This window comes from Stenotrophomonas rhizophila (genome assembly GCF_001704155.1).
In the GTDB taxonomy this organism is placed as follows: Bacteria; Pseudomonadota; Gammaproteobacteria; order Xanthomonadales; family Xanthomonadaceae; genus Stenotrophomonas; species Stenotrophomonas rhizophila_A.
This window is the reverse complement of sequence record NZ_CP016294.1, coordinates 2,641,324-2,653,976: the sequence shown is the minus strand read 5'-3', so window position 1 is coordinate 2,653,976 and position 12,653 is coordinate 2,641,324. Positions and strand designations below refer to the sequence as shown.

The following is a 12,653-nucleotide window of genomic DNA, read 5'->3' as shown; positions in this document are numbered from 1 at the left end:
CACACCTTCAAGGGGATCTGGATGCTCATCCGTCGTACCTGCCTTGCCACCGCCGTTGCCGTGGCCGCGCTCAGCCTGGCCGCACCGGCCTTCGCCGATTACGCCAAACCGCCGGAGCAGCTGCTCAAGGTGCTCAAGGCGCCGCCACCGCCGCAGCCCAGCCTGGACCCGAGCGGGCAGCGGCTGCTGCTGACCACGCTGCAGACCTATCCGTCGATCGAGCGCGTTGCCCAGCCGTATCTCAAGCTGGCCGGCGTGCGGCTGGAACCGAAGAACCGCAGCCGCCACGATACCCAGGGCGGCTACGGCATTCCGGCCTGCGTCGCCGATTTCTCGCTGGTGGATGTCGGCACCGCCCGCACCACCAAGGTCGCGCTGCCGCAGGGCTGTGCCGGCGTGGCGCAGTGGTCGGCCGATGGCAGCCACTTCGCGTTCCAGAACGCAGTAGACACCTCGGTGCAGCTTTGGGTAGGTGATGCACAGACCGGCCAGGTCAAGCAGATCCCGGGCGTGCAGCTCAATCCCATTTTCGGTTACACCGTGCAGTGGCTGGGCGGTGGCCAGCAGCTGCTGGTCAAGACCGTGCCGGCCAACCAGGGCCCGGCCCCGAGCAGCGGCAACGGCCCCGGTGGCCCGGACGTCCAGGAATCGCTGGGCAGCAGCGGCGAGAGCAGCACCTACGAAGCCCGCGACACCCTGACCAGCGCGCATGACGAAGCGTTGTTCGCCTACTACGGTGCCTCGCAGCTGGCCGTGGTGGACGCCAGCGCCGGCAGCGTGCGCGCCATCGGCGCGCCGGCGCTGTACAACGAGGTCAATGCCGCCCCCGATGGCGTGCATGTGCTCACCGAAACGCTCAAGGCGCCGTTCTCGCACGCGGTGACCTACCAGCGTTTCGCCAATGACGTTGCCGTGCTCGACCTGGGCACGGGCCGCAGCACGCCCATCGCCAGCCTGCCGCTGGCCGACCGCGTGCCGGTGCACGGCGTGCCCGAAGGCCCGCGCGATTTCGACTGGCGCTCCACCGATCCGGCCACGCTGGTCTATGCCGAAGCGCTGGACAAGGGCGACTGGAAAGTGACCGTGCCGCACCGCGACCGCGTGCTGGCGCTGAAGGCACCGTTCTCCGCCAAACCGCAGGAAATCGCGCGGACCGCGCAGCGCTTCGAAGGCATTGCCTGGAGCGCGGACCCGGCGGTGTCGTTCCTGTTCGAGAACGATGAGAACCGTCATTGGCGGCAGACCCGCATCGTCGATGTCGACCAGCCCAGGCAGGAAGGCCGGCTGCTCTGGGACCTGTCCAGCGACGAGCTCTACGCCGATCCGGGCAACCTGGTGTTCAAGCGCCTGCCCAACGGCGCGCCGGTGGTGCGCCAGGACGGCAGCTTCGTGTTCCTGCGCGGGCAGGGCAGTTCGCCGCAGGGCGACCGTCCGTTCCTGGACCGGTTGGACCTGGGCACGCTCAAGACCGAGCGCCTGTTCCGCAGTGGCGCCGACGCCTATGAGCAGGTGTTGGGGCTGACCGCCACCCCGGGCCGCTACCTGACCTGGCACCAGTCGGTGATGGACCCGCCGAATGCGTTCGTGCGCCAGCAGGGCGAACGCACCGCCAGCGCTGAAGACGGCGAGGCGCAGTACACCTCCACCGCCACCGCGCTGACCATGCTCAGCGACCCGACCCCGGAAGTGCGCCAGATCAAGAAGCGCCTGGTCACCTACAAGCGCGCCGATGGGGTGGACCTGTCGTTCACCCTGTACACCCCGCCGGGCTACCAGGAAGGCCAGCGCGTGCCGGCCATCCTTTACGCATACCCGGCCGACTTCGCCAACGCGGCGCAGGCCGGGCAGGTCTCCGGTTCGCAGCAGACCTTCACCCGCCTGGCGCCGTACCGGCTGATGCTGCTGGCCGGCTACGCGATCATCGACAACGCCGCGTTCCCGATCGTCGGTGATCCGAAGAACGCTTACGACACCTACCTGGAGCAGCTCGAAGCCGATGCCAAGGCTGCGGTCGACAAGGCAGTGGACCTGGGCGTGGTGGACCGCAACCGGATCGGCGTCACCGGGCACAGCCATGGTGGGCTGATGACCGCCAACCTGATCGCGCACACCGACCTGTTCAAGGCCGGCGTGGCCACCAGCGGGTCGTACAACAAGACCTTCACCCCGTTCGGTTTCCAGAACGAACGGCGTTCGGTATGGCATGCGCAGGATGTGTACCTCAAGGCCTCGCCGTTCTTCTATGCCGACAAGATCAAGCTGCCGCTGCTGCTGGTCCACGGCGAGGACGACGCCAACCCGGGTACCGAACCGTTCCAGTCGCGCAAGCTGTACCAGGCGATCCGCGGCAACGGCGGCATCACCCGGCTGGTGATGCTGCCCAACGAACCGCACTGGTACACGGCGCTGGAATCCAACGAGCAGCTGGTGTCGGAAATGCTCAACTGGTTCGACACCTACGTCAAAAACGCCAAGTAGCGCCACGCCCTGCGTGCTGCCCGTCGATCTGGACGCGCGCGGGTGGCACAGGCACAGTGCGGGCATCGGCCAGAATACGACGCCAGGAGCTGACATGCAGGATGACCCCCGTCCGTCGCACAGGAAGGTGCGCCTGCTCCGTCGGTGGGCATTCGTTGCTGCGCTCCTGCTGCCGCTGGCAGCCGGGGCGCGGCAGGCAGCGACGGATACGCACGCCGGCACGCACCACGACCGCCCGCGCACCTGCCTGGTGCTCGGCGGTGGCGGCGCGCGTGGCGCAGCGCATATCGGCGTGCTCAAGGTGCTGGAGCGCGAGCGGGTGCCGGTGGACTGCATCGTCGGCACCTCGATGGGCGCGGTGGTCGGCGGGCTGTATGCCTCCGGATACTCGGCCGATGAAATCGAAACCGTGCTCGACCGCATCGACTGGGCCGACGTACTGCGCGACAAACCACCGCGCAACGAACGCAGCATGCGCCGCAAGGAAGACGACCTGCGCCTGCTCGGCGGGGTCGAAGTCGGCCTGAGCAACGGCAAGATCGCATTCCCGCGCGGCCTGATCCAGGGCCAGAAACTGGAAATGCTGTTGCGCCGGCTGCTGCTGCCGACCTGGCAGGTGCGTGACTTCGACCAGCTGCCCATCCCGTTCCGGGCGGTGGCCACCGATATCGTCACCGGCGACAAGGTGGTGTTCGGCCAGGGCGACATGGCGCTGGCGATCCGCGCCAGCATGTCGGTCCCCGGCGTGTTCGCACCGGTGCGTTACCAGGACCACCTGCTGGTCGATGGCGGCGTGGTCGACAACCTGCCGATCGACGAAGCGCGCCGGCTCGGCGCGCAGCGCCTGATCGTGGTGCGGGTGGGCACGCCGTTGATGACCGAAGAACGCCTGGATTCGCCGTTGGCGATCAGCCACCAGATGGCCGGCGTGCTGATGAAGCGGGTGGTCGATGCGCAGCTGGCCACGCTGGGTACGCAGGATCTGCTGATCACGCCGCCGCTGGGCGACATGGGCAGCCAGGACTTCAACCACTCGCCAGCGGCGGTCGCCGTGGGCGAGCAGGCCGCACAAGCCGAGGTGGCGGGCATCCAGCGCTACCAGGTGGATCCGGCGCGGTACGCGATCTTCCAGCAGCAGCACCGGCCGCCGGCCTATGAAACGCCGATCGTCGCGTTCATCGACGTGCTGCGCGAGGACACGCAGACCCCGCGCTTCATCGAACAGCGCCTGCAGCCGCAGCTGGGCCAGCCGCTGCAACCGGAACGGATCGAACGCCAGGTTGCACTGACCTACGGCGAGGGCCGCTACGAGCAGGTGCAATGGCGGCTGGACCAGCGCGATGACCAGTTCGGCCTGGTCATCGCCCCGCAGGACAAACGCTGGGGCCCGGATTTCCTGCATTTCGCGTTGCGCCTGTCCGATGACTTCGATGGCAGCAGCAACTACCAGCTGATCAGCGAGTTCACCCGCACCGGCCTGACCGACCAGGGCGCCGAACTGAAACTGCGCATCGGGCTGGGCGAGGTGGAAGAAGCCTTCGCCGAGTACTACCACCCGTTTGGCAGCAGCGGCCGGCACGCGCTCTCGACCTATGCACGCTACCGCGCCACCGACCTGGACCTGGCGCTGCTGCAGCGTGGTTCGCTGGCGCAGTACCGCTACAGCCAATGGCTGGGTGGCCTGCGCTGGGCCTGGTCCCCGCATCCGGACTGGGAACTGGCCAGCTTCCTCGAGCGTGGGCAGGAGCGCACCCGGCTGGATGTGGGCAATCCCAGCGAGCTGGGCAACTACCGCGCCGACATGGGCAGCATCGGCTGGCAGCTGCGCCACGATTCCATCGACAGTTCGGCCTTCCCCAGCCGCGGCCAGCGCCTGTCGCTGACCCGCCAGCACTACCTGGACGCGCTGGGCACGGATGATCCCGCCGCCGTTACTCGCCTGCAGTGGGATGGCGCCTGGGCGCGGGGCGAAAGTCGCTGGCTGGGTGGACTGCGCATTTCATCCGCCCACGGTGGCGACGACCTGCTGGCCACCTACGGCTTCCTGGGCGGCCTGGGCAACCTGTCGGGGTACCCGGAAGAGGCGATCTTCGCCCCGCAGACCGCGCTGGCGCGCATGGTGTACTACCGCCGCGTGGCCCATGCCGACTCGTTGCTGACCATTCCGCTGTACGTCGGGGGCAGCCTGGAATGGGGCGGGTTCTGGCGCACGCGTGATGAAGTGAACATCGACGGCATGCAGAGTGCCGGCAGCGTGTTCGTCGGGGCCGATACGTTCCTTGGGCCGGTGTTCCTCGGCTATGGCCGCGCACAGGGCGGGCACGATTCGTTCTATCTCACCTTCGGTTCGTTGCTGCGCACCCTCGACGGGTTCTGACGCCCCGCGACAGGGGTGCCTTTGGTCAGATTGCGGGCGGGGTTTAGATCGATACAATCGATCCAGCCACGCATGCCGTGGCGCTACGTTGATGGTCCGTCCTTTCCGCTTTGGGAGTTCGTCGTGCACCGTTCGATGCTGGTTGCCGTTTCGCTTGTCCTGACCGCCGCGCCCTGCGCCCTGCAGGCCGCCGACCTCGCCGCCGAGGTCAATCCCTTCATCGGCACCACCAACGCCGGCAATGTGTATCCGGGTCCGTCGGTGCCGTTCGGCATGGTGGCCTTCAGTCCGGAGATGACCCCGCTGCCGGGCAAGCGCTTCGCGATTGCAGCGCCCGGTGGCTATGAGTGGCGCGGCAACGGCGTGCGCGGCTTCAGCCTGACCCATGTGTCCGGTACCGGCTGCACCGGGGCCAGCGGCGATATCCCGATCATGCCGGTCACCACCAAGGTGGAACTGTCGCCGTCGTCGGCCGAGGCTGGGCTGCGCTACGCCAGCGTGCTGGACCACAAGCGCGAGTCGGCCAGTCCCGGTGCGTACCGGCTCACGCTCGACAACGGCGTGGTGGTGGACCTGGGCGCCACCGCGCGCACGGCGGTGGGGCAGTTCCAGTTCCCGGCCGACAAACCGGCCAACCTGCTGTTCCGCACCTCCGACAGTGAAGTGGGCAGCACCGATTCGAGCATCGTGATCGATCCGGCCACGCGCACCGTGCGCGGCACGGTCACCGCCGGCAACTTCTGCGGTTACCTGGCCGAGGATCGCCGCGAAAGTTATTACACCCTGCATTTCGTGGCCGAGTTCGACCAGCCCTTCGAGGTCGGCGGCACCTGGCGCGACGAGAACGTGCAGGCCGGCGCGCGCGAAGGTGGTGGCGGCACCAGCTATGGCACCCAGGGTCACCCGCCGGTAGGTAAGGGTGCAGGCGGCTGGATCCAGTTCGACCCCAAGCGCAGCCCGAAGGTGACCGCGCGCATCGGTATTTCCTACGTTGACGAGGCCGGTGCACGCGCCAACCTGCGCCGCGAAAGCCCGGATGGGACCACGGTCGAAGCGACCCAGGCCGCGACCCGCGCCGAATGGAACAAGACGCTGGGCCAGGTGCGCGTGGCCGGCGGAACACCCGACGAACGCACCGTGTTCTACACCGCGCTGTACCACACGCTGCTCGCGCCCAACCTGTTCAGTGACGGCGATGGCCGCTACCGCGGCATGGACGGCAAGGTGCATGCGCTGTCGAAAGGCCAGCGTGCGCAGTACGCCAACTACTCGGGCTGGGACGTGTACCGCTCGCAGCTGCAGCTGGTCACGCTGCTGCAGCCGCAGGTCGGTTCGGACATCGCGCAGTCCCTGCTCAACCAGGCCGACCAGAACGGCGGCGTGTGGGACCGCTGGACGCACCTGACCGGTGCCACCGGTGTGATGAACGGCGATCCGTCGCCGCCGTCGGTCGCTGCGATCCACGCGTTCGGTGGCCGCAGCTTCGATCTGAAACGCGCCTACGCGTCGCTCAAGAAGGCGGCCACGGTGCCGACCGAACGCGACCTCAGCCGGCGCGGCTGCCCGGTACTGTGCGTCGGCCAGCGCCCGGGCCTGGATCAGTGGATGGCGTTGAAGTACATGCCGGTGGGTGCGCCGGGCTGGGGCACCGCCTCGGATACGCTGGAGATGGCGGCCGCCGATTTCGGCCTTGCCGAACTTGCCAACGCCGCAGGCGACAAACAGGGCGCGGCGCTGTTCCGCCAGCGCTCCGGCTGGTGGCGCAACCTGTACAACCCCAAGGCTACGGCGCAGGCCGGCTACATCCAGCCGCGCAATGCCGATGGCAGCTGGCCAGCGTTCGATCCGGCCTCGGATGAGGAGTTCGTCGAAGGCAGCGGTGCGCAGTACCTGTGGATGGTGCCGTTCGACCCGGCCGGGCTGATCGCCACGCTTGGCGGCCGCGACGCGGCCATCCAGCGGCTGGATGCGTTCTTCCGCAAGGAAGATGGCGCATGGGCGGTGACCAAGTCCGGCCCGTTGCATGCCGAGCTGGACAACGAACCCTCGGTGGCGGCACCGTGGCTGTACAACTTCGTCGGCCAGCCGTGGAAAACACAGGAAACCGTGCGCCAAGCCATGCGCCAGATCTGGACCAATGCGCCCGAAGGCATGCCCGGCAACGATGACCTGGGCCAGATGTCGTCGTGGTACGTGTGGTCGGCGCTGGGCCTGTACCCGCTGTACCCGGGCCGTGCAGACCTGGTGATCGGCAGCCCGCTGTTCCGCGAAGCGGTCATCCAGCGCCCCGGCGCCACGTTGACCATCACGGCCAACGCCGCGGCGATGGACGCACCGTACGTGCAGTCGCTGCGCGTGGACGGCAAGCCCAGCGACGCCAGCTGGCTGCCGGCCAGCGTGGTGCAGAAGGGCGGCACGCTGGAGTTCGAACTGGGCAAGGCGAAGAACACGCGGTGGGGCACCGCCACGCTGCCACCGTCGTACGGGCCGAACTGACATGCTGCACCACATTTCGCTCGGCGTTCGCGACCTGGTTGTTGCAGGCAGGTTCTACGACGCGGTGTTGAATGCGTTGGGCTACCGCCGTGTGTTCGAGGATGACACCGCGATCGGTTACGGGCTGATCGATGGCCATGACCTGTTATGCCTGAAACTGCGCGACGACGCGCATGCACCGGGGGGAGGTTTCCATCTCGCATTCGCCGCAAAGTCACAAGCGGCCGTAGAGGCTTTTCACTCGGCCGCGTTGGCAGCGGGTGGCTCTGAAAACGGTAAGGCGGGGCCGCGGCCGGACTACGGCGATCAGTACTACGCTGCGTTTGTGATCGATTTGGATGGGCACAGGTTAGAAGCGGTTCTCAGCCAGTAGCAACTTCGAGGCACCGCTCAGCCCCAACGTGGCGTCGGCGGATAGCAAAACTATCTCTGACGCCACTGTTGGGTGGGCGATGTGTGACTGGGTCGCCCGCTACAGTGCGGCGAAAGTGACCTTGCCACACCTGCCTGAAACTTCTCGGTGGAGCTTCATCAGGCCGCATTTGGGGAACATCGAGAGCTGATCGGCGCGTTTGCCGAGCGAGACAAGGCAAACTTCCCATTGAGATGATGTCGGCTTCTCTTCGATCCAGTCCATGTTCATCTGCGGATGCTGGTCTCGGAGCTTTTGCCTGAGCTTTGTCAGATACATGTCATTATTTCCGAAGAATAGCTCTACAGTCCTTCTTGTCTGTTCGAATAGATGACTCATGCCCTGGGCGGAACTGGGGCTCTTGGCAAAATAAAGAATCCTTCTGACCGGATTTAGGAAGTCACAAAATTCGAACCTTGACTGTCCGCCTCCGTACATCACGTTCCTTGCATCCATATGAACTAGCTCAGCGTCCAAGTTGCAGACCGAATTGTTGTAGGCGGTCTCGTCATCTATCCCGTTCCATCTGGGAGGAGGGGCAGTTGGTGCTAAGAGGGAGTTGAGGAAGTGCTCGATCTTTGCCTCTAGATTGGGTGAGGCCATGTACCACTTTCCAGAAAAGAGGACGAAATGACCTTTTTTGTTTGTAACGTCAAAAGAGAAGCAGTCTTTAGGGTAGATCCTTGCGCGGCGAATGTTTGTCGAAGCGTCGACAACGCTGATTGCTGTTCCCATGCTGGCTTCCAGTGTTGGCTGGACGCCCCCAAGTGATGCTCTCCATTCATCGAAGGATAAATTCCACGATCGCGCGTGGTTCTTAGGGTTCCATCGTCCGTAGGTGAAGTATAGGTCTTGATCAAAAACCTCCAGAGATGCTGGAGGTGCCATCGAAATCCTAGGATGAGGGGACTTCAGTTCGGCATCCAGCTGAGCATCTAGAAGCTGAATGTCGAGTTGATTGGTGATGGGGGAAAGGCTATCAATGTCCGGGAACTTTTTCTGGTAGCCGTAACCTTGTCGCTTGCAAGCCAACTCCAAGGCTTTGGGTAACAGCTCGGTCTTCGTCTCGAATCGAAGCGCGGCGCCTCCTCGCACTGTTCCATGAATTAGTTTATTTCGACTTACACCTTCCACAGAAAAAACTAGGTCGCGATCGCTTTCATATCCGAAGGAGTATAGATTCGCCGTTCCTGGTGAGCGCTCAATCTGGCGATGACGTTTTGCTAGCACTTGCTCAAGACGAATCTGCCTCAATGCGTCCTCATCAATCAGGTTCAATGCGGCGCGCCGTCCGAAGTCATGCTGATACCATCGCGCGTCAAGCTTCATCCATGCGTGGCCGAACGTGATGAGGATCAGCCTTCCCTTCAGCCAAAGGGACATAATTCCGGCAGGACTCTGGGAATTCAGAGGATGCGCCGGAGGTCTTGTCAGTAGCTTTTCTTGAAGTTCCTTGGCCCAATTGGGAGGGTCAGGTTCAGAGGATATAGGGAAGAAGGTTCCAATTGCCACGTTTGAAGATAGAGGGATCTGGTCCGGCTGATCCCTCAGGAAATCCCGAACTTGGTCTATACAGTCTCTTCGTATCAAGAAAGCAGTAACGGAAAGCGTTTCCATACTGTCCTCAGCGGTGGTTATTCTTCCAGGCTAACGTTCGTATCCAGATTTGCTGAATATGTCTAATATCTGTCGATTTTGCTAGTGGGGCGCCCTTCAAAGTATCGCTGCATTTCCCTTGATGTCTTGGCTCCCAGCTGTCCAAAGCTGTGTATCCAGAATTTGCTATAGAGGAGAAGGGTTACAAAGCTGATCAGTTCTCACCGACCAACCTCCGCTAGGCGTCAGCTGCGTTAGGGGCTTTCGCGCCTGTACCCCGCGCCATCAAGTGCATGTGTTAAATGCAGGGGCGGCCGCCATCTGGGGCCTGTCGCAGCCGGTAGAATGGGGAGGACGGCGATCATGAAGCGGATCCGCTGCTCGCTGCATCAACGGCAACTCTCGCGGAAGATTTAACGGGAATTCTGCTTGTACGGTCTCTCCGTCCACCCGCCGGTAGGATCGTTAGCGCTTGCGCTGGACCCGGTTGGAACCTAGGATCGCGAGAACAGGGGTCTTTACATGAAATTCGTTCAACAGTGCGCTTCGCGTACGCCCATCTGGCTATGTGCCATCCATGCTTTCCAGCTCAGCCCCGGCATCGCAGCGCTGCGTCCATCGAAAAGGACGTTAGCCAAGCTGGCCACCTCCAGATGCGCGGCGATGGACGCACCCTATGTGCAGTCGCTGCGCGTGGACGGCAAGCCCAGCGACGGCAGCTGGCTGCCGGCCAGCGTGGTGCAGAAGGGCGGCACGCTGGAGTTTGAACTGGGCAGGGCGAAGAACACACAGTGGGGCACCGCCACGCTGCCACCGTCGTATGGGCCGAACTGACATGCACGCACGGACATTCACGGCAGTGCTCTTTGCTGCCATCACCTTGGCCCCTCTCATGGTTGCTGCTGCTGAAACCCCGGCCACCAACCCGCTGTTGCTCAAACCGGTGGCGCAGGTGACACCGGATGAGGTCCGCTTCATGCAGCAGCGCCTTGCCGACTGGCCGCAACTGCAGCGCTATCGCGCGGAAAACGCCGCGCTGCCGGCGCCGGTCGGCGGTGCACCGCGCGTGGTGTTCTATGGCGATTCGATCACTGAAGGATGGGGCGCCACCGGCAGCCCGGGCTTCTTCCCGGGCAAGGGCTACCTCAACCGTGGCATTTCCGGGCAGACCACCGCGCAGATGCTGCTGCGTTTCCAGCAGGATGTGATCGCGCTTCATCCGGCGGTGGTAGTGATCCTCGCCGGAACCAATGACATCGCCGGCAACACCGGCCCGAGCACGCAGGGGATGATCGAGGACAACCTGCACGCGATGGTTGACCTGGCCCGCGCGCACGGCATCACCGTGGTCTTGTCCTCGGTGCTGCCGGTCAGCGAATACCCGTGGCAGCCAGGCGTGCAACCTGCGGGCAAGGTCAAGGCGTTGAACGCGGCGCTGCACGCCTACGCACGTGAGCGGAAGCTGGTCTGGCTCGACTACTACGCGGCGCTTGCCAACACGAAGGGCGGCCTGGACCCGGCGCTCGCGGCCGATGGCGTGCATCCCACTGCGGCGGGATATGCGCGGATGGCGCCGTTGGCGCAGACGGCGGTCGAACGCGCGCTCGAGCCGCGCAGGTGAACCTGACCCATCCGCTCCTGCAGCGCAGTGCCGGCATCCTGCCGTGGGTGGGGTTGGCCGCCAGTGTGGCCATGGCGTTCGTGGTGACCCTGTTCGGGGCACTGCTGCTGCCGCAGTTCGTGGAGATGTTCGGCAGCGCCGGCCAGGCACTGCCGTGGATCAGCCGCGTCTACAGCCAGGGTTATCTGCTGGCCTGGCTTGCGCCGGCGCTGGTGGGGGCGTGCTGGTACTTCGGCCCGCCCATCGCCGGCCGCATCCTGGCCGGGTTGCTGGGCCTTGGCGCAGGCCTGCTGGGCTCGGTGGGCGTGCTGTTTGCGATGTACCTGCCTTACTTCATGCTGGGTTCGCTGGTCTGAGTTCAACGGCGGCATCGAGACTGGGCCTGCACCAGGCGGCGCAGCCGCTCCGTCACCGCGGGGTGACCTGACCTGGGTCAAGCCCAGCCGATCAGTGCGCCACTGGCAGCCCCAGCAGCTCGGACAGTCCCATCCAGCCGATTTCGACACCGATGCACAGGATCACGAACGCCAACAGGCGCAGCATGACCTGCATGCCCGTAGGCGCCAGCAAGGATTGCAGCCGACCGGCGTAGCGCATGCACAGGTAGATCAGCACGCTCAACGCCAGCAGCGCGCAGCCTGCCGCGACGACATGCACCGATTCCGGCCCGTCTTTGGGCGAGGTGGTGCCCACGGCCGTCGCAACCGCGATCGCACCGGGACCCACGGTCAGCGGCAGGGTGAACGGATAGAAGGTCTGCGACTCCACCGTGGCATCGAGGTCGTGGCGTGCCTCCGCTTCGGCGGCGCCGGCCACCGAGCTGCGTTCCGCCTGCGCCGGTGCCTGCAGCAGGCGCCAGCCGGTGGCGGCAATCACCAGCCCGCCGGCCAGGCGCAATACCGGAATGGAGATGCCGAAGAAGGACAACACCCACGCCCCGACGCTGACCGACACAGCGAGCATCACGAGGCTGTTGAACGCCACCGCGCGAGCGACCCGGCCGCGCTGGGCGGGCGTGGCATCGGGCAGCAGGCCCAGCACCATCAGTGCCGCTCCCGGCGGATTGATAACCGGCAGCAGGCTGGTGAAGATAACCAGGAAGGTGTGGCTGAATTCATTCCACATGGGGGAAGGGCGCGCGACTATCCGGCCGCTCAGGGCCGCCAGAACCCAGCCCGCAGTTCGGTCAGGGTCAGGTTATTGTCGTGGTTGGCGTCCAGCGACTGGAAACGCATGTCGGTCACGCGGCTGACTTCGTCTTCGGTCAGCTCGCCGTTGACGTTGAGGTCGGCCACGCGGATGCGGTCAGCCGCGCTGAGCTGGCCGTCGCGGTCCGGGCCGAGCACGGACTGGATGTCCTCGACCGACACCCGGTAGTTGTGGTCGACATCGAGCAGGCGAAACAGGGCCGCGCCATCGTATTCGTCCTCGCTGACCTGGCCGTCGCCGTTCTTGTCCAAAGCGGTGAAACGCTGTTCGGCGGTGTCGCTTGGCGTCTGCGCCTGGCAGGTGGCGGCTGCGCCCAATCCGAGCAGCAGGGCACAGGCAAGCAGGGGAATGGACTGGTTCACGGGAACTCCGCAGGGCGGCCAGGGAGGTTCCAGTGTCTGCCGCACCGACGCGTGCGGCTACGGCAATAGATGCGCCGGGCGCCAGTATTTCTACTGGCACCC

Annotated in this window: 10 protein-coding genes; 7 read left to right on the top strand and 3 right to left on the bottom strand. The window is 64.9% G+C overall.

Annotated elements, in window-relative coordinates:
• The first annotated feature begins 21 nt into the window (after positions 1-21).
• The 4 genes from BAY15_RS11880 (at position 22) to BAY15_RS11865 (ending at position 7,724) form a co-directional block, all read left to right on the top strand.
• The gene (locus tag BAY15_RS11880) at positions 22-2,478 is read left to right on the top strand and encodes a S9 family peptidase (protein ID WP_068852835.1); all 2,457 of its coding nucleotides are present in this window, start codon (positions 22-24) and stop codon (positions 2,476-2,478) included.
• Between the two features lie 94 nt (positions 2,479-2,572).
• Positions 2,573-4,855, top strand: a complete 2,283-nt coding sequence (locus BAY15_RS11875; RefSeq protein ID WP_083214174.1) for a patatin-like phospholipase family protein — start codon at positions 2,573-2,575, stop codon at positions 4,853-4,855.
• A gap of 123 nt (positions 4,856-4,978) precedes the next feature.
• A complete protein-coding gene (locus tag BAY15_RS11870) occupies positions 4,979-7,351 on the top strand; it encodes a GH92 family glycosyl hydrolase (protein ID WP_208856102.1) in 2,373 nt (790 codons plus the stop codon).
• Position 7,352: 1 nt separating this feature from the next.
• Positions 7,353-7,724, top strand: a complete 372-nt coding sequence (locus BAY15_RS11865) for a VOC family protein (protein ID WP_068852830.1) — start codon at positions 7,353-7,355, stop codon at positions 7,722-7,724.
• A gap of 99 nt (positions 7,725-7,823) precedes the next feature.
• On the opposite strand, the gene BAY15_RS18915 is transcribed toward BAY15_RS11865, so the two are convergent.
• Positions 7,824-9,380, bottom strand: coding sequence for a TIGR04141 family sporadically distributed protein (locus BAY15_RS18915; protein WP_083214173.1), 1,557 nt, complete (start codon positions 9,378-9,380; stop codon positions 7,824-7,826).
• A 642-nt stretch (positions 9,381-10,022) separates the two neighbouring features.
• Between BAY15_RS18915 and BAY15_RS19445 the strand changes: the two genes are divergently transcribed.
• From BAY15_RS19445 to BAY15_RS11850, 3 genes are read left to right on the top strand one after another with little or no spacing between them, the layout of a single operon-like run.
• The gene (locus BAY15_RS19445; RefSeq protein ID WP_208856101.1) at positions 10,023-10,193 is read left to right on the top strand and encodes a glycoside hydrolase domain-containing protein; all 171 of its coding nucleotides are present in this window, start codon (positions 10,023-10,025) and stop codon (positions 10,191-10,193) included.
• Between the two features lie 58 nt (positions 10,194-10,251).
• Positions 10,252-10,980 carry an SGNH/GDSL hydrolase family protein gene (locus BAY15_RS11855; RefSeq protein WP_237334254.1) on the top strand — a complete coding sequence of 243 codons (729 nt, stop codon included), beginning with the start codon at positions 10,252-10,254 and terminating at the stop codon, positions 10,978-10,980.
• Positions 10,977-11,336 carry a hypothetical protein gene (locus BAY15_RS11850; RefSeq protein ID WP_068852823.1) on the top strand — a complete coding sequence of 120 codons (360 nt, stop codon included), beginning with the start codon at positions 10,977-10,979 and terminating at the stop codon, positions 11,334-11,336. The genes BAY15_RS11855 and BAY15_RS11850 overlap by 4 nt, the downstream gene beginning before the upstream one ends.
• A 91-nt stretch (positions 11,337-11,427) precedes the next feature.
• Here BAY15_RS11850 and BAY15_RS11845 read toward each other — a convergent pair whose 3' ends face one another.
• Positions 11,428-12,105 carry a MarC family protein gene (locus BAY15_RS11845; RefSeq protein WP_068852821.1) on the bottom strand — a complete coding sequence of 226 codons (678 nt, stop codon included), beginning with the start codon at positions 12,103-12,105 and terminating at the stop codon, positions 11,428-11,430.
• Between the two features lie 29 nt (positions 12,106-12,134).
• On the bottom strand, positions 12,135-12,551 hold the full coding sequence (locus BAY15_RS11840; RefSeq protein ID WP_157771745.1) for an EF-hand domain-containing protein: 417 nt from the start codon (positions 12,549-12,551) through the stop codon (positions 12,135-12,137).
• Between the last annotated feature and the right edge of the window lie 102 nt (positions 12,552-12,653).